Source organism: Marinoscillum sp. 108 (genome assembly GCF_902506655.1).
GTDB classification, from domain to species: domain Bacteria; phylum Bacteroidota; class Bacteroidia; order Cytophagales; family Cyclobacteriaceae; genus Marinoscillum; species Marinoscillum luteum.
In genome coordinates this window covers 156,707-174,553 of record NZ_LR734812.1, presented here as the reverse complement: position 1 = coordinate 174,553, position 17,847 = coordinate 156,707, and the positions used below count along the sequence as shown (strand labels likewise).

Below are 17,847 nucleotides of genomic sequence, written 5' to 3'. Positions count from 1 at the left end.
TTATAGTAATCTCATTAATTCTGAAAGTGTTTTGATTTGTAGCTGACAATCTGACTTCACCAGGCCCTTGGGATTGTATAGGAGCGGAGTGATCCCCGCGTTTCTCGCACCTATAATATCCGTGCTATGATTGTCGCCGATCATCAGTGTGGTGCTCACGTGGGCATTGACTTCCTTCACGGCATGATCGAAAATCTCCCGTGATGGCTTTTTATGACCCGTAGTTTCAGAGGTAAATACATGCGAAAAATACTTGTCCAGGCCACAAGCCTCCAGCTTAATGGACTGCACATCATCAAAACCATTGGTGACCACACTCAGATGGTACCGCTTGCTCAGATAGTCCAGAATCATAGTGGCATCTGCTATGGTGGCCTTTTGCCGAGGACAATTGAATAAAAAATACTCACTCATCTCTTCGGTCTTTTCAAAATCAGGCGCCCCACACTTCGCCATCACCTTTCTGAATCGCTGGGTTCTGATTTCGTCCCGGTCTATGTTGCCCTGATTGTATTGTTGCCAGAGTGTGTCATTGGTTTTAAAGAACACTTCTGTGAAACGCTCCGGTCCAAAAACAATCTCTCGCTGCAGCTCAAACTGCTGATACAAATCACTGAGCACCTTGCGGGCATTGAGGTCATAGTCCCAAAGCGTATGGTCCAGGTCAAAAAAAATATGGGTGAATTTCATTATTTCCTATAATCTTTTGCGGCTAACTTGTTAATCGCCAGCTCCCTGTTGGAATTCATGGTATTGTAGACTTCCTGATCTCGCTGAAGCTGAAGATCCTTATTGAGAAAATCAAATATCTGCGAAACCATGTCGTAAACTTCGTCTTTGATACTATAAAAGACCCACTGATCCTTTTTTGTTGCGTTGACCAGCCCGGAATTTTTCAGATAACCAATATGGCGCGAGGTTTTCGTCTGTGTATAGTCCAGGATGGCCTCCAGATCAGAGACAGCCAGCTCATCATTCTTGAATAACAAGTGAATAATCCTGACTCTCGCTTCGTCTCCAAAGGCCTTGAAAATCTGAGTGCCGTAGTTTAGACTAAAATTCTTTAATCGCATATTCTTAGTCGGTTATCCCCAAAAAACATTTTCATCAGTACCTTTGACGGGTATAGTTATTTAAAGCTCTTAGAAATATAGCTTTTAAACAACTTTTCCCGTTAGACCTTTATTAATATAGAAAGTATAAGTTTCAAGGGTTTGCTAAAATATTTCATTTACATATTCTCCTTTTTTTTGACCGTCAGCGCATTGGTGGCTCAGTCGGATACTCCAGTCAAAAGGAACATCATCCAATTTACCGGAGTGGTCTTTGCACCCGACAGTAACTCCGTGATCCCCGGAGTACACGTATACGTACCCACAGCCGGTCGCGGGACTACTACCAACCCATACGGTTTTTTCTCCCTCCCTGTTCTGGAAGGAGACAGTCTGGTCTTTAGTGCTGTAGGGTTTAAGCGTCAATTCTATATTGTGCCTGAGCATAAGGAAAGCACCAGCCTGAAAGTACTCATCACCATGCAAGAAGATGTGACGCTGCTGAGTGAGGTGGAAGTTTTTCCCTATCCCACAGAAGCCATGTTTAAAGAGGCCATTCTTTCTCTGGAGACGCCCTATCAAAAGCAATATAACAACCTGAATGCCTGGCTTTCGAGTGACTACATGAGCAGCGCCTATGCTGATCTGCCAGCCAGTCCCAATGCCAACCACCAGTATTATATGCAGATGCAAATGCAGGCCATTCAGAATAAATATCAGACCCCTCAAAACAACCTGCTCAATCCCTGGGCCTGGTCTAAGTTTATAAACTCCCTCAAAAAGGGAAACTGACAGGCCTTAAAACAAAATTGCCCGGATGACCCGGGCAACTTCTAAATTCTGAATAGTTTAATGGAAATCAGTCATTAAATCCCCTGAATAGACTCAGCCGTTTTAATCACTTCATTCCACACACGGAAAGTATTTTGATAGCAGATCTTGGCTATGTCCTCCTCTGTATATCCTCTTTTCAATAATTCATAGATCACATTGGGAAACATCGATACATCTTTGAGGCCCTTTGGCAGGCTGTCGCCCACGCCATCAAAATCAGAACCAAAGCCCACAAAATCGATGCCTGCGATCTCCACCACATTATCGATGTGATCAGCCACGATTTTCACGTCTGCATACACGTCATTGTCCTCTGAGTATTTTTTAGCAAAAGCTTTATAGGCAGAATCACTTCTCGAAAGCCCGGTCTCAGCACGGTAATTGGTCATCACAGAATCCATGGCATCATATTTATCCCTGGACTCCTTTGACAGGAATGTTGAGCCAAAGTTGATGTGGATCACCCCACCTTTAGCCGCCAGGTCTTTGATCATCTGATCGGACATGTTTCTGTGAAATCCAGGTGTGAACTTTCTGCAAGATGAATGCGAAGCAATCAACGGAGCTTTGCTCAGTCTGAGTGCATCATAGAAAGCACTGTCTGTCACGTGAGAAATGTCCACCATGATGCCCAAGCGATTCATTTCGGCGATTACCTGCTCTCCAAACGGGCTCACACCATTCCAGGTGTATGTAGTGTCGTAAGACGAATCACTGATCTGGTTGTCTATAGAGTGGGTAAGCGTGATGTACCGGATTCCCTTGTTGAAGAAATACTCCACATTGGCCAGGTCGTCCTCAATAGGTGCGCCATTTTCCATACCCAAAGGCAGGGAAATGAGCCCCTTGTCAAAATTGGCCTGGATATCAGCCGGTGTATTGGCCAGGGCAAACTTGTCCGGAAAAGCAGTCGCTACATTTTGTGTCATCTCTATGAGCGAATCCGCAAACGCTTTGGCTCCACCTTTGACATAATAAGATGAGGGTATGTAGATCGACATAAAGGGTGCATCCAGCCCGCCTTCTTTGGCCTTCGGGTAGTCAAAGTTGCCCTCTGTCTCCACGGACACGTCTTCCACCTTTTTCTTGAGCATGAAGCCCTTCACTTCCATGCGATAGGGAAGGTCCACATGGCCATCCACAATAATATTTTGTTTGGCCAATGCTGTCGCATAGGCCATGACCTCCTCGTCGGTCATGTCAGCTACGGCCTTTTTAACCTCCGCAGGCTTTGCGCAGGCAAAAGCAAGGAGTGTGAGTAGCAATAATTTGGAGAAATTCAACATAGGATGATGTTTGTTTTTTGGTTTATAAAACCCTGATTGAGTTATTTGGGGCTAAAAGTACACAGTCGCAGTATTAAATAAAAAAACCCTCCCGGATAGCTATCCGGGAGGGTTTTATGATTCTGTTAAATTCTAGAAATTAGTTAGCCTCTAACTGAGCTAAAATATCTAATTCGATATAGTCATTAGACTCAAAGCCAGGCTCTATTTCAGAAACAAGGATGAGACCTTTAACTCCATCAACCGTTTCAAAAGCCAATACAGTTCCTTCAGTCAATCCAGTAATTACCCCATTTGCATCCAATGTTCCCGCCTCAAACGCAGCATCAATATCAGCATAAGTGGACACTTCATTAAACTGTGAAGCCGTAAGTGTGGTCGTTTTCAATACTGTTGCATTTTTGGTATTCCAACCTTCCACCTGTGAAGCAAATACAGTCGACTCGAAACCTTTAGGTGAAGCGATGGAAGCGTTTTCAGAATTACCGTAGTAATAACCAAAATCAATCAATGGAGAAATTGCCTCAGTAGTTGAGTTCACTTCTGACTTAGAGTACAGTTCTCCAGTGCTCACACTAAAAAAGTTTTCATTTGTAAAGTCTCCGCTAGGGGCAAGAAGTTTCTTGCTTGCGTAAATTCTCGCCTCAGGAGAGTTAACAACCACCTCGATCTCGGTAGTTGAAGTCTGATCTTTGTCATCTACTACTTCAAATTCGTAAGTAATTGTAGATCCAACGTCTTCTGCTTCGATCTCAGTAGCACGTGAGTCCGTTACCACGGCCACACCAGCATCTACGCTTAGGTCCAGTCGGGTGTACTCAGCCAATTTGGTAGCAGTACCACCATCTTTAGACGCATATACTCTGTATACATTGAATCCACCTTCAGCATTGATGCTCACATTGAACACTACCTCATCACCAGGCACCACATTCAACGGGCTGGTAGCGGCTGTCCCATTCACTGTAGTAGCTACAGCAATGGTCGGCACTGCTGGTGCTGGAGTTTCTTCGTCTCCGCCGCAGCTGTATAAAAAGGCCATTGATGCCACTGCACCGTAAATCATTAGATTTTTAAATACGTTTTTCATTTGTTCAATTTTAAGTTTGAGTTTTTAATTTTAGACGATTACTAGTTAAATCAGGACAAATCTAAGATAGTTTCACTTCATAATTTCAATAAAACCGCCGGTCACCAACAAATACTCGTCGGAATGCTAACCATTCTCTTTCGATAGTGTTTGATCTACCCCTGTGACACTTATTAGAGGAATAACGTTGGAATGATGGTGAATATTGATAAATTCATAGATTCATTGACTTGATGTATTATTTTTAATATTTTACAGGGGTGTTTTAGCGAGAATAAAATCACGTTGTAGAGACAAGTGCATTGTGATTTTAAAAAAATGTGACATTTTTGTATTTTAACCGAATAACCTAAAATTCTACTATGACCGATCCTATATCACCAAGTTTGCTTGAAGCCTGGAATACTTACGGGCAATATCTAGCCTATGCAATAGCTGGTGTTGGTGTTTTGATCTTGTTAGGTCATTACCTGAAATTATTAACCACCACAGATGCTAAATCGAAATACGATTATATCAATATGCATGAAATCAACCTCCTTTGGTATGGTTTTCTGCTGATTCTGATCGGTGCGTCACTGTATGCAAACACCCTAAGAGCTAATACCACCTGGTTGTGGTTCTTTGTTTGGATTTTTGTGACCCTCATGGTCTCCATGATCGTGGGAGTAGTTATCCAAAATGTGTTGAAGTTCTACTATCCTTTCTTCATCGAAAAGAGGTTGAAAAAATTGAGGTTCACACCAAGAATTTCTCCTGATGGTCGCAAAATGAAGCTGCTGAGTGAAGAGGAAGAGGATGTATATCTGGATGAAGGTATGCAAGCTGAGGAAGACGCCTTTTCAGTGGACTATGATGTGTGGGTAGATGAGGTTTCGGGATATACCAAAATAGAAAAATACAATGGTAGACTACACGCACTGCAGTGCTCAGAGTGTAACTACCAGACCCTGAAAATAGACAGAGAAGAAGTGGTGCAAGAGGCCACTACTACTGAAGAGGGCGAATTGATGAAATATTATACTTGTGGATACTGTGGACACAAAGAGCGTAAGTCATTCAGCATCTCCAAGTTGAGGTCTGAAGAAGAGACTACGGCATAATCCAACAATCTTAAGAATCAAAGCCCTTTCATCCAGAAAGGGCTTTTTTTCTCTATAGTTTCACGCAGATATTTTGTGGTTCGGTGAAAAACCGCAAAGCCTCACTTCCCCCTTCGCGCCCGACGCCTGATGATTTCATCCCTCCAAATGGGGTTCTCAGGTCACGGAGCATCCAACAGTTGATCCATATAATTCCGGATTTGATCTGATGCGCCACCGCATGGGCACGCTTCAGGTTCTCCGTCCAAATCACGGCCGCTAATCCATACGGTGTGGAATTGGCCTTGCTGATCACATCCGCTTCATCAGAGAATGGCATGAGTGTCACCACCGGCCCAAAAACCTCCTCCTGATTGATCTGACAGTATTCATCCAGCCCCTCGATGACCGTGGGCTCATAATAGTAGCCATTCATCAAAGTGATTCGGCTTCCACCCGCCAGCACTTTCCCACCATCTGTTCTGGCTTTGCTCACATAGGAGTCTACTTTTTCTAAATGATCGTGGGATACCAATGCGCCAAGATCCACCTCTGTAGCTGGATCACCTACTTTGAGTGCTTTCACCCGCTCCACAAAGGCCGCCTTGAACTGCTCATAAATTCCCTTCTGAATAAAAATTCGTGATCCGCAAAGGCAAATCTCCCCCTGGTTGGTAAAAGAACTTTCGACGGTAGTTTGCACCGCTTCTTCAAAGTTGCAGTCATCGAATACCACTACAGGGTTCTTGCCCCCGAGCTCCAGAGACACTTTCTTGAATTGTCTGGCCGCAGCCTGACCAATGATACGACCTGTCTGAGTGCCTCCCGTAAAGGAAATGGCTTTTACCTCTGCATGATCTACCAGCAACTGGCCAATCTCAGCTCCCCTGCCATGCAGCACATTCAATACCCCAGGTGGCAATCCAGCTTCATTAGCTAGTTGACATAGTAAAAAAGCAGTGTATGGCGTGACTTCTGAGGGCTTGGCGATCACGCAATTTCCGGCGGCCAGCGCCGGTGCTATTTTCCAGGTAAATAAATAAAGCGGCAGGTTCCATGGTGAGATACACCCAACCACCCCCAGTGGAGCCCGCCTTGTATAATTGACCGCATGGCCTTCCATGACATGAGCTTCGGTAGATTCATTGATGATCGCCGAAGCAAAAAACCGAAAATTGGCTGCTGCCCGGGGGATATCTACCCTCCTGGCCAGAGCAACCGGTTTGCCATTGTCCTGGCTCTCAGCCCTGGCCAGGGCTTCCAGATTTTCATCTATCAAATCAGCCAGTCTGTGAAGAATTTTGGAGCGCTGGGCCAGCGTCTTTCGCGACCACTCGTGAAAAGCTCCTGACGCGGCGCTCACCGCCACTTCAAGATCTTTGGCAGATGAGTTGGCAATCTTCGCGAAGACCTCCCCCACAGCCGGGTTGATGTTGTCCAGGTACTGACCGCTTTTAGGTTTGTGAAACTCGCCACCAATGAAATTATCTATGACTATCATACTTATAATGATCCAGTTCGTCCTCCGTCTACAGGAATGCTCACCCCGGTGATATACGAAGCCTTGTCCGAAGCCAGAAAAGCTGCCAGCGCTCCCAACTCGTCAGGTTGTCCGAACCTGCCGGCAGGAATACCGCTCCGCATGGCCGCTGCAGTTTGCTCTTCAGAGATGCCTTTTTTCTCAGCTGTATTACTAATAATGGCCTCCAGTCTGGTGGTTTCCACAGCGCCTGGCAGTATATTATTCACTGTAATCCCATGGGGAGCCACTTCATTCGAGAGGGTCTTGGCCCATGAGGCCATCGCACCACGCGTGGTATTACTCACACCAAGCCCCGTAATGGGGATTTTCACGCTGGTGGAAATGACATTGATGAACCTTCCGAAACCTTTTTCTTTCATGGCTGGCAATGCCGCTTGCATGAGTTGGTGACTAGCATGCAGGTGCATGCTGAAAGCCCGCTCAAAATCCTCCCAGGTAGCCTCAGAAACCGGACCCGGAGGTGGCCCACCGGTGTTATTCACCACTATATCCACCTGCTTTTCACGAATGTGCTGGGCCAAGCGATCCACATCTCCCTGCCGGGACAGGTCTGCCACAACGCTGGTATGACCAGTACCTTTCAGGTTGCTGAGCTGAGCCTGGAGTTCCTCTTCATTGCGGGCTACCAAAATCACTTTTGCACCCTCTGCAGCCAGGGCTTCGGCGATTGCCGCTCCTATTCCCTTAGATCCTCCACACACCAGTGCATATTTGCTATTTAGATTCAGGTTCATTGTTTTAAAACTTTCTTTAGTGGGTCAGGTATTATTTATAACTTTTCACCGTCTAAAGTAATTAATAAAAAAACCAAAGGCCATGGCAATTCAAAGACCCTTTAATCTGCAGGAATGGATAGACAATAACCGTGACCTGCTGAAACCGCCGGTGGGTAATAAAAACCTCTATGCCGATGCGGGTGATTACATTGTAATGATCGTGGGTGGCCCGAATGCCAGAAAAGACTTTCACTACAATGAAACCGAGGAGTTGTTCTTCCAGCTGGAAGGCGACATCATCGTGAAAATACAGGAAGATGGGCAGGCAGTAGATATTCCGATCAAAGCCGGAGAGATGTTCCTCCTCCCTGCCAAAGTGCCCCATTCGCCCATTCGATCAGAAGGATCTGTCGGGCTGGTCATAGAGCGAAAAAGAAAACCAGAGCACACGGATGGACTGATGTGGTTTTGTGATGCGTGCAATCACAAGCTACACGACACTTACTTTCATCTGACGAACATCGAAAAGGACTTTCTACCCCGATTCAGAGAGTTTTATAATGCCGAAGAGAAGAGAACGTGCCCCAATTGTGGAAGCATAATGCAAACTGACCAGAGATTTACAGACTAAATGACTTATCAAAACACCCCGGATTTTGCGAAAACGCAAGATCAAAAAGACCCACTGAGCAGGTTTAGAAAAGAGTATCATATTCCTAAAAAGAATAACAAAGAGGTTATTTATTTCTGTGGGAATTCTCTCGGGCTACAGCCAAAAAGAACTGAAAGTTTTATCCAAAACGAGCTCCAGTCCTGGAAAGAGCATGGTGTGGAAGGGCACTTTGATGGGGATAGGCCCTGGGCCGAGTATCACCATTTTTCCAAGAAATCCCTGGCTCGACTGGTGGGTGGCCTGGAAGAAGAGGTGGTCTGCATGAATAACCTGACTACCAATCTGCATTTGCTATTGGCTTCCTTTTACCAACCTGATGGCAAGCGGGTGAAAGTCATGATTGAAGGTGGGGCGTTCCCCTCGGATCATTATGCCGTGGAGTCTCACATGGAGCACCTGGGGGTCAGCCCCAAAGAACATTTAATTGTACTCCAACCTGCCGATGGTAAAACATTCAGAACCGAGGAAATCACTGAGGCCATCCTGAAACGTGGTGATGAACTGGCCTTGATCCTGTTTCCCGGTGTACAGTATTACTCGGGGCAGTACTTCGATATGAAAGCCATTTCCGAAACCGCCCATCAGGTAGGAGCCTTTGCGGGATTTGACCTGGCACACGCCATGGGTAACCTGCCTATGAACCTTCATGATGAAAACATTGATTTCGCGGCATGGTGCAGCTATAAATACCTCAATTCGGGGCCTGGAGGTGTTTCAGGCATCTTCATTCATCAGCGGCATTGTTCTGATCCAAATTTTCCAAAATTAAAGGGTTGGTGGGGCCACGACCATAACACCCGATTCAACATGGATAACCAGTTTGTGCCCAACCCCGGAGTGGATGCCTGGATGTTGAGCAATAGCAACGTGATCTCCACTGCGGCTCATCATGCGTCATTAGAACTATTCGATGAAGCAGGAATGGAAGCACTTCGGAAAAAAAGCCTTTCCCTAACCGGATACCTGGAATACCTGCTGTCTTCAGGTGACCTCATTAGCAGAAACATTGACATTCTCACCCCGACCGACCCAGAAGCCAGAGGATGTCAGCTCTCGGTATTTATCGCCAAAAATGGAAAACAGATTTACGATGGACTGATCGCCCAGGGGGTGATCCTGGACTGGCGGGAACCTAATGTGATCCGAGTGGCGCCCACGCCTATGTACAACACGTTCAGTGAAGTCTACGAATTTTGTCAAATACTCAAGGCCCTCATCATCATTTATGGAGCATAAGGAGATCAGTATTTTAGGAGCTGGCCTGGTGGGCTCACTGCTGGCAGCGTTGCTTTCGCAAAAAGGCTTCGGGGTAGATGTTTTTGAGATGCGGGGAGATCCCAGGTCTCAGAAAATTGGTGAGGGACGATCTATCAACCTGGCGCTCAGTCATAGGGGAATCACCGCTCTGAAACAAGCAGGGGTTTTCGAGAAAATAGAACCTGCGCTCATTCCCATGATGGGTAGAATGATCCACGACCTCAAAGGAAATCTCAACTTTCAGTCCTATGGCCGGGCCAGTCAGCATATCAACTCTGTCTCCCGATCAGGGCTGAACAACATCCTGATTGATCACGCAGAATCTCATGGGGTCAACTTCCATTTTGGTCACAAATGCAGTCAGGTAGATCTTGAGAGCGTGGCTATGGATTTTGATGACCCCTCAGTCCGCTCCGTTTCATCTGAAGTGCTCATAGGGGCAGACGGTGCTTTTTCCATGTTGAGAAGAGCCCTGGAAAAAACAGATCGGTTCAACTTTCACCAGCACTACATCGAACACGGGTACAAAGAGCTCCACATCCCTGCCGTCAATGGCACGTTTGCCATGGAACCCAACAACCTCCACATTTGGCCCAGGGGTAGCTTCATGCTCATTGCACTCCCCAACCCAGACTGCTCGTTCACCTGTACCCTATTTTTTCCATTCGAAGGAGACCTTTCATTTGATAGCTTGAAGGATGATGACTCGGTTTTACGGTTTTTCGAGACCTATTTTCAGGATGTGCTTCCCCTCATCCCGGATTTGGTAGCTCAATTTCAAACAAATCCTACAGCCTCTCTGGTGACTATAAAAACAAGTCCCTGGGTAAAAAACAGGAGCCTCCTGATCGGAGATGCCAGCCACGCCATTGTGCCCTTTTACGGGCAGGGGATGAATGCTGGATTTGAAGATTGCCGTCTGTTTATGGAATGGGGAGAAAAGCTCAAGTTTGACTGGGATAAGTTGTTGCCTTATTTCTCCAAACACCGGAAAGCAGACGCAGATGCCATCGCTGACCTGGCGATGAAAAATTTTGTGGAAATGCGGGATAAAGTGGCCGATGAGCGATTTGTCGCCATCAAAAAATTAGAATCCAGACTACAAGAGGCTTACCCCGATAGCTGGATTCCATTATATTCAATGGTCACATTCAGTGACATCCCTTATTCAAAAGCCAAAAAACTGGGTGAATTGCAAGAGCAAATCATGAGGGCACTACCTGACGATTTTGACCCTATGAGTCATCCGCTAGTGCCTATCATTGAATCATTTAATGCTCTAAAGAAAGACGTTCTGTAAGCATCTCTATTGTTTCCTGCTCCACATCTGAAATACCATCTGCGGCATTGGCAAACAGGTACATCGACTCCAGAACAAACTCTTTATCCGTGCGGCTGTCACTGATATGGTTTTTAAGAGCATTCAGAAACTTCTTTTGCCACTTCTCTATATTGTCAAGCAGGTATCTGAACTCCGTACGAAACGACTGCTCCAATCTCTCCAGGTCCGGATCACCCAGGCCATCACCATACTCCATGGCCAGACCCTTGGCCAGGCGGAGGACACCATCCCACTCACCTTTGTCCAGCACTCCATCGCACATGCACACGATCAGGGAAGGGTAAAGATTTAGGATATACGTAAACTGATCGAGCGTCAGGTCAATATTTCGTACCTTTTTATACTCGTCTAGAAGTTGCTCAACTTGTGTTTTCATTAATTTCTCAGGGAATAACATGGGCGATTAGGGCTAAGTTAAAATAAAGGATTTAATTGTAAATACGATTAGGTGGGAAGTTGTAACCATTTTTATGGTTATTCCACTTTTTTTTATCACTTTTTTTAGTTATTAGAGAAATGAACAGATCTTACCCTGCAGGGTTGTAACGCTATGTCATACAAAGTGGGAATTATTGGCTCCGGGGTGGCGGGACTGGCCAGTGCCATAAGGTTGGCCATAGCGGGTCACCGTGTGGAGGTATTTGAGGCCAACGCATATCCTGGTGGCAAGCTGTCCGAAATCAAACTGGGGGCCTATCGTTTTGATGCTGGCCCTTCGCTCCTCACGCTTCCGTCACTCATCGACGAGCTGTTTGAACTTGCCGGGGAGAACCCCGCGCAATATTTCACCTACCAAAAACTGGAGATTAACTGTGAATACTTTTTCCCGGATGGGGTGAATATATCTGCGCATGCCGATCATGAAAAACTCATTGAAGAAATTATTCAGAATACCGCCGAGCGACCTGAAAATGTGCGAAAAGCATTGGCCAAAAGCCAACTTCTGTACGAACACCTGAGTGAGCTGTTTATGTTTAGTTCTTTACAGGATCCCAAAACCTTCGTCTCCCGCCCTGCTTTTAAGGCCTACAGGAAGCTCCATCGATTGGGTTTTTTCCAAACCATGAATGGCGCCAATGCATCCACCTTTGACGATCCCCGGATCACTCAGATGTTTAACAGGTACGCCACCTACAACGGCTCATCCCCATATAAAACACCAGCCACCATGAACATCATTCCGCACCTGGAAATGTCTCTTGGGGCTTACTTTCCAGCGGGCGGTATGCATAGCATCACGCTTGCACTGTATGATCTGGCAAAAAGGCTGGGAGTGATCTTTCACTTTAACCAGCCCGTGGAGCGAATTTTGATCGAAAAGGGCCATGCAAAAGGGCTGATGACAGGAGGACTGAGCCTGGACTTTGACCGGCTGGTTTCTAATATGGACATTGTGAACTCCTACCGCAAGCTGATGCCGGACCTCAAAGCGCCAAGGTTTCTGCTAAACCAACCCAAATCAAGCTCAGCCTTGATCTTCTACTGGGGAGTGGGCAAGAAATTTCCTCAACTAGATCTGCACAACATTTTATTCAGTAGAGACTACAAGGCCGAGTTCGAGCATATTTTCCAAAGAGGGGTCATCTTTCATGACCCCACGGTCTATATAAATATTACCTCCAGGTATGAGCCATCGGATGCGCCGGAGCACGGCGAAAACTGGTTCACAATGATTAACGTACCGAACAACCAGGGTCAGAACTGGGAGGAACTGATCACTGAGGCGCGAAAAAACATACTGAATAAGATCACAGCAACTCTGGGGGAAGACATTGCACCGCTCATCGAAGTGGAGGAAATACTGGACCCACGTACCATTGAGTCAAAAACCAGCTCAGCACTGGGCGCCCTGTATGGGAATAGCTCTAATAATCTTTTTGCTGCCTTCCTCAGACATGCCAACAAAAGCAGGCGGGTGAAGGGGCTTTACTTTTGTGGAGGCAGTGTGCACCCCGGTGGGGGAATTCCCATGAGTTTATCTTCAGCCAAACTGGTGGCTAAATATTTTCGCTAAGTACTGGTGATTCCGCTTTGACCTCCGGGCCTTCCGGGAAAAGTATCTTGTAGTTTTTAAAAATTGATAAGATGGTGGTGACGTAGGTGACGGGCTCTATGCCCCTGCAGTAGCCAAATTGCACCACAGGATCATTGAAATAATTACTGTTCGATTTTTTCAGCAGATACTCCTTCACATCCTCCCAAAGCTGGGGATTTCCGTCATATTTTTCGGTGAGTCTGATGGCATCCATCACATGACCATGACCCACATTGTAGGCCGCCAGGATAAATTTCACCCGCTCCAAAGGATCGATGATCACATCAGAAAAATAGGATTGAAGCCATTTGATGTGCTGAGTGCCGGCATAGAGGTTTTGGACAGGATCCTCGAGCATGGTCACATTATATTCTTCTGCGGTGGTCGGGAGGAGCTGTAGCAAGCCCACTGCACCAGCCCATGACTCGGCATTGGGGTCAAATCTTGATTCCTTATAAATCTGAGCCGCCAAAAGCCTCCAGTCCCACTCCAGTTCTGCGGCTGAGCGTTTGATTAAAGAATCATATGGAGAAAGTTTGCCTCCGCCCAGGGAATAGTATTCACTTTGAGTCCGCTTCAGAGAAGCCTTCCTGCTTTTGAAGTATTTATTGTAAATGGTATAATACTCAGAAGTTCTCCTCATTTCGATAATCCAGGCATTCAAAGCTGAAAGTAATTGGTCGCCATTTTTTCGAACCCCCCAGGCAATCTGTGTAGGGAAGCTCACGGCAGTCCTGATGTCCAGATTGGGATAGTAGGTGGAATTAACCAACGCTATGTCCTCTTCTGCCACGGTAAAGTCAATTTCGCCTTCTGCCACCTTTCGGATGATCGCCTCAGTCTCCACTTCAGGTGAGTCTTCGATAATGATGATGTCGTCCCCAATCTCGTTGGACAGGTTTTGTAGCCGATCAAAATAGGATGAATGATGCCGAACCACCACTTCTTTCCCTATGAGCTCAACCGGATTTCTAATGAGTTGCTTTTCGATTTCATGGAGTTTCATTTTTCGCCAATTATCTGGCTTACGCTGGATCAGGACCATCTTCACCAGGTTGTGATAATGGGTAAAGGCTATGCGCTTTTTTCTGTCTTTTGTTACCGTGAGGTTATAGGCCAGGACATCTCCTTCTCCAGCATTCAGCTTTCGGAAGCCCTCCTCCAGGCTTGGGGTCACGTTGATCCGAAGCTCCAACCCCTGAGATTTGGCAAAAGCCTTGAGGAGCTCATACTCATAGCCCATGGTATTGCCCCGATAAATGAAAAGCCCTGTGGAGCTATTGTCCATGATGGCCGTGATGTAGCCACGCTCTTTGATCTTATCCAGATCTAAGTCCACTACTTTTTCGGGAGGTTCGCTGTTGGGATCCTTTTCTTTCTTACTACTGCTGGATGTGGTACAAGCAGTCATCAGTAGCCAGAAAACCAGGCCAGTAACAAGAAAGCCAATCTTATGTATTTGATTTCTTTTCAATGTTCCCATTTAAATTGGAACAGAATATACAAGAAATCTGACGATTGCCCATCCCATTTCTCGACGGATGGGGGTTGTTTGCAGTTAGACTACCGCACTTAGTTCGAGTAACTTGTATGTGGCCTGCAGTATGGCTTCAGCGTCGTAGCCACACTCCTGATAGAGTTCGTCCTGCTCACCATGCTCCACAATGCGATCAGGAATTCCCAGTCGGATCACCTTTGCGTGGTAGTTATGATCAGCCATAAATTCCAATATGGCCGTGCCAAATCCTCCGGGCAAACACCCATCTTCTACGGTAATGACTTTCTTATTTTTCTCAAAAACCTGATGCAGCAGCGCTTCATCCAATGGCTTCACATAACGCATGTCATAATGAGACACCCGAATTCCCTGTTTCTCCAGCTCGTCACATGCTTTCAAAGCATAATTGCCAATATGACCAATGGTGAGAATGGCCACCTCTTCTCCGGCACGCAATAACCTGCCTTTACCGATTTCCAGTTGCTCCAGTGGGGTTCGCCATACCGGCATCACGCCCTGGCCTCTTGGATACCTGATGGTGAAAGGACCGTCTTTAAACTCACTGGCCGTGTACATCAGATTTCGGAGCTCCTGCTCATTCATAGGGGCAGCAACCACCATGTTTGGGATACAGCGCATATAAGCGAGATCATAAGCGCCATGATGGGTAGGACCATCAGCACCGGCAATACCTGCTCGATCAAGACAAAAAACCACGGGGAGCTTCTGAATAGCCACATCATGGATCACCTGATCATAGGCGCGCTGCATAAATGAGCTGTAGATATTACAAAAAGGAACCATCCCCTGAGTAGCCAGTCCTGCTGAAAAAGTAACTGCATGCTGCTCCGCAATGCCCACATCAAATGCACGATCAGGCATGGCGTCCATCATGATATTGAGGGAAGAGCCGGAGGGCATGGCGGGTGTAATACCCATTACCTTGTTGTTCTGCTCGGCCAGCTCTACCATGGTATGCCCAAATACGTCCTGGTACTTCGGTGGTTTGGGCTCTGTGACTACTGTTTTTCGTATTTCTCCGGTGATTTTATCAAATTTCCCCGGGGCGTGCCATTTGGTCTGGTCTTGTTCTGCCAGTTTGAAACCCTTCCCCTTCACTGTTACACAGTGTAAAATCTTGGGGCCGGGAATGTCCTTCAAATCCCGCAATACATGAACGAGGTGGTTGATGTCATGACCATCCACCGGGCCAAAATACCTTAAGTTCAAGGACTCAAAGAGGTTACTTTGCTTCAGCAGCAAGGACTTGATGCTGTTCTCAATGTTCCCAACAATCTCACGGGCATTGGGTCCAAACTTGCTGATTTTTCCAAGCACCTTCCACACATCATCCCTGATCTTATTGTAGGTAGGTGAGGTAGTAATGTCTGTTAAATAATCCTTCAGTGCACCCACATTCGGATCTATGGACATGCAATTATCATTGAGAATAATCAAGAGGTTTTTATTAGAATCTCCGGCGTGATTCATGGCCTCAAATGCCATCCCTCCGGTCATCGCTCCATCACCAATGACTGCTATGTGGTGCTTTTCCTTCTCCCCTTTATAGTCTGACCCAAACGCCATACCCAAAGCGGCAGAAATGGAGGTGGAAGAGTGGCCCACCCCAAAGGTGTCATACTCACTTTCGGATCTTTTAGGGAAACCTGAAAGGCCATTGTAAAGTCTGTTGGTATGAAAATCTTTTCTTCGTCCGGTCAATATTTTGTGGCCATAAGCCTGATGACCCACATCCCACACGAGCTGATCCACCGGTGTATTAAATACGTAGTGGAGTGCCACAGTGAGCTCTACCACTCCCAAACTAGCCCCAAAATGCCCACCATACACCGAGACATGATCTACGATGTACTCACGAAGCTCTTCGGCCACCTGAGCCAGTTGAGTCTCGTCTAATTTCTTAAGGTCGTTGGGATTGTCGATTTCCGCTAAAAGCTTTCCGGGCCTAATCTCCATATAGTAATCTTTTGGGGTGATTCATGAACGACTTTCAATTCTAATTGTTTAGCGGCAAGACAATTATGAATCAAATATTCCACAAATCTAAACTATTTTGAGATTTCCTATTAGTGCCAGAAGTAGTAGCTTTGGCCTACTGTGAGCGATTTCCAAAATTCCAATACTTACGAGATCAAACTTCCTCTCTTTGAGGGGCCATTTGACCTGTTGCTCTTTTTCATTGAACGGGACGAGTTGGACATCTATGATATTCCCATCGCTAAGGTGACCAGTGATTTTCTGGATTACCTCCATCAGCTGGAAACGATGAATGTGGAGGTGGCCAGCGAATTCATACTGGTGGCTGCCACACTGATGCGTATCAAAGCCAAGATGTTACTTCCCAGACCGGTATTGGATGAAGAAGGAAACGAAATAGACCCCCGAGAGGAGTTGGTGAAGCACCTGCTGGAATACAAAAAATACAAATCGGTGATTCAGGAGCTCAACAGCCTGGAAAGCAATCGCCTGGATAGGGAACAAAGGGGAAATCTGCTCAAAGAAATCAAAAAGCTCTCTCAGTCCATTGATGTGGAAGCCGAGATGCAGGATCTGGATCTTTACAAGCTGATGAAGGTTTTCCAGAAGGTGCTGAAGCGGTATGAATTTGATCAAAGCAGGCCTACACATCAGGTGGTACAGTACCCTTACACCATTTCGACGCAGAAGGATTATCTGATCCAGCGGCTACACAGCAGCCCGAATCATCGCATCTCCTTCAGCTCCTTGGTGGAAGAAAAGCCCGAAAAAATTCTGGTGATCTACAACTTCCTCGCCATCCTCGAGCTCCTCCAGCTGGGCACCATCACCCTTCACATTGGCGAAGGATTCAATAACTTCTGGGTAGAAAAACTGGAAGAAGAAAAAATCCCGGACTGATCAGCCCGGGATTTCATTTTCAATCAATACTTTCTTGCTAGTTAATTAAAACTTCTCCAGGCCTGAGAAGAAAAACGAACCCTCAATCTCTGCGTTCTCGTCAGAGTCAGATCCGTGGATAGCATTGGCCTCAATAGAAGTAGCAAATATTTTTCTGATGGTTCCTTCCGCAGCATCTGCTGGATTAGTCGCACCAATCAATTTTCTGAAATCTTCCACTGCATTGTCCTTTTCCAGAATCATAGCCACGATGGGCCCAGAGGACATATAAGTGACCAGGTCATTGTAAAAAGGTCGCTCTTTGTGTACTGCATAAAATTGTCCTGCTCTGCCTGCAGATAAGTGAGTCAGTTTCATTGCTTTGATACCAAAGCCTGCTTCTTCAATCATTTTGGTGATCGCACCGGTATTTCCTGATCCGTATGCATCGGGTTTGATCATTGTGAAGGTCCTTGTTCCTGCCATTTAATTGGTTTTTTTGAGTCTTTTACTAAACGGCTGCAAAAATAACATTTATCCTATTCACTATCACCTTACCAGC

17 protein-coding genes are annotated in these 17,847 nt (G+C 46.1%); 7 read left to right on the top strand and 10 right to left on the bottom strand.

Going from position 1 to position 17,847, the window contains the following annotated elements:
* Entirely contained in the window at positions 1–690 is a 690-nt protein-coding gene (locus GV030_RS16450) for a YjjG family noncanonical pyrimidine nucleotidase (protein ID WP_159584327.1), read from the bottom strand.
* Positions 690–1,073, bottom strand: a complete 384-nt coding sequence (locus GV030_RS16445; RefSeq protein ID WP_159584325.1) for a metalloregulator ArsR/SmtB family transcription factor — start codon at positions 1,071–1,073, stop codon at positions 690–692. Before GV030_RS16445 ends, GV030_RS16450 begins: the two co-directional genes overlap by 1 nt.
* A 177-nt stretch (positions 1,074–1,250) precedes the next feature.
* Here GV030_RS16445 and GV030_RS16440 point away from each other — a divergent pair, with 177 nt between their 5' ends.
* Positions 1,251–1,844: a carboxypeptidase-like regulatory domain-containing protein gene (locus tag GV030_RS16440; protein WP_159584323.1), complete on the top strand. Its 594-nt coding sequence runs from the start codon at positions 1,251–1,253 to the stop codon at positions 1,842–1,844.
* Positions 1,845–1,918: 74 nt separating this feature from the next.
* On the opposite strand, the gene GV030_RS16435 is transcribed toward GV030_RS16440, so the two are convergent.
* Together GV030_RS16435 and GV030_RS16430 are read right to left on the bottom strand one after the other, a co-directional pair.
* Positions 1,919–3,172 carry a dipeptidase gene (locus GV030_RS16435; protein ID WP_159584321.1) on the bottom strand — a complete coding sequence of 418 codons (1,254 nt, stop codon included), beginning with the start codon at positions 3,170–3,172 and terminating at the stop codon, positions 1,919–1,921.
* A gap of 139 nt (positions 3,173–3,311) precedes the next feature.
* Complete coding sequence (locus GV030_RS16430; RefSeq protein WP_159584319.1) at positions 3,312–4,262, bottom strand: hypothetical protein; 951 nt, start codon at positions 4,260–4,262, stop codon at positions 3,312–3,314.
* Between the two features lie 362 nt (positions 4,263–4,624).
* Between GV030_RS16430 and GV030_RS16425 the strand changes: the two genes are divergently transcribed.
* A complete protein-coding gene (locus GV030_RS16425; RefSeq protein ID WP_159584317.1) occupies positions 4,625–5,365 on the top strand; it encodes a hypothetical protein in 741 nt (246 codons plus the stop codon).
* Positions 5,366–5,417: 52 nt separating this feature from the next.
* Here GV030_RS16425 and GV030_RS16420 read toward each other — a convergent pair whose 3' ends face one another.
* Both GV030_RS16420 and GV030_RS16415 read right to left on the bottom strand, forming a co-directional pair.
* A complete protein-coding gene (locus GV030_RS16420) occupies positions 5,418–6,845 on the bottom strand; it encodes an aldehyde dehydrogenase (protein WP_159584315.1) in 1,428 nt (475 codons plus the stop codon).
* Between the two features lie 2 nt (positions 6,846–6,847).
* Positions 6,848–7,621 carry an SDR family oxidoreductase gene (locus GV030_RS16415; RefSeq protein WP_159584313.1) on the bottom strand — a complete coding sequence of 258 codons (774 nt, stop codon included), beginning with the start codon at positions 7,619–7,621 and terminating at the stop codon, positions 6,848–6,850.
* Positions 7,622–7,703: 82 nt separating this feature from the next.
* On the opposite strand from GV030_RS16415, the gene GV030_RS16410 reads away from it, so the two are divergent.
* The 3 genes from GV030_RS16410 to GV030_RS16400 are packed head-to-tail and all read left to right on the top strand — an operon-like array spanning position 7,704 to position 10,833.
* Positions 7,704–8,234, top strand: a complete 531-nt coding sequence (locus tag GV030_RS16410) for a 3-hydroxyanthranilate 3,4-dioxygenase (protein ID WP_159584311.1) — start codon at positions 7,704–7,706, stop codon at positions 8,232–8,234.
* The gene (gene kynU, locus GV030_RS16405; protein ID WP_159584309.1) at positions 8,235–9,512 is read left to right on the top strand and encodes a kynureninase; all 1,278 of its coding nucleotides are present in this window, start codon (positions 8,235–8,237) and stop codon (positions 9,510–9,512) included.
* Complete coding sequence (locus GV030_RS16400; RefSeq protein WP_159584307.1) at positions 9,502–10,833, top strand: NAD(P)/FAD-dependent oxidoreductase; 1,332 nt, start codon at positions 9,502–9,504, stop codon at positions 10,831–10,833. The genes kynU and GV030_RS16400 overlap by 11 nt, the downstream gene beginning before the upstream one ends.
* On the opposite strand, the gene GV030_RS16395 is transcribed toward GV030_RS16400, so the two are convergent.
* A complete protein-coding gene (locus GV030_RS16395) occupies positions 10,805–11,251 on the bottom strand; it encodes a hypothetical protein (protein WP_159584305.1) in 447 nt (148 codons plus the stop codon). The two genes, GV030_RS16400 and GV030_RS16395, sit on opposite strands and share 29 nt — an antisense overlap.
* 174 nt (positions 11,252–11,425) lie before the next feature.
* Here GV030_RS16395 and crtD point away from each other — a divergent pair, with 174 nt between their 5' ends.
* Positions 11,426–12,889 carry a 1-hydroxycarotenoid 3,4-desaturase CrtD gene (gene crtD, locus GV030_RS16390; RefSeq protein WP_159584303.1) on the top strand — a complete coding sequence of 488 codons (1,464 nt, stop codon included), beginning with the start codon at positions 11,426–11,428 and terminating at the stop codon, positions 12,887–12,889.
* Here crtD and GV030_RS16385 read toward each other — a convergent pair.
* Both GV030_RS16385 and dxs read right to left on the bottom strand, forming a co-directional pair.
* On the bottom strand, positions 12,873–14,384 hold the full coding sequence (locus GV030_RS16385; RefSeq protein WP_159584301.1) for a transporter substrate-binding domain-containing protein: 1,512 nt from the start codon (positions 14,382–14,384) through the stop codon (positions 12,873–12,875). The two genes, crtD and GV030_RS16385, sit on opposite strands and share 17 nt — an antisense overlap.
* Before the next feature lie 84 nt (positions 14,385–14,468).
* Positions 14,469–16,385, bottom strand: coding sequence for a 1-deoxy-D-xylulose-5-phosphate synthase (dxs, locus tag GV030_RS16380; protein ID WP_159584299.1), 1,917 nt, complete (start codon positions 16,383–16,385; stop codon positions 14,469–14,471).
* A 141-nt stretch (positions 16,386–16,526) separates the two neighbouring features.
* Between dxs and GV030_RS16375 the strand changes: the two genes are divergently transcribed.
* Complete coding sequence (locus GV030_RS16375; RefSeq protein WP_159584297.1) at positions 16,527–17,306, top strand: ScpA family protein; 780 nt, start codon at positions 16,527–16,529, stop codon at positions 17,304–17,306.
* 45 nt (positions 17,307–17,351) lie between these two features.
* On the opposite strand, the gene GV030_RS16370 is transcribed toward GV030_RS16375, so the two are convergent.
* Positions 17,352–17,771, bottom strand: coding sequence for a nucleoside-diphosphate kinase (locus GV030_RS16370; RefSeq protein ID WP_159584295.1), 420 nt, complete (start codon positions 17,769–17,771; stop codon positions 17,352–17,354).
* Positions 17,772–17,847: the final 76 nt, after the last annotated feature.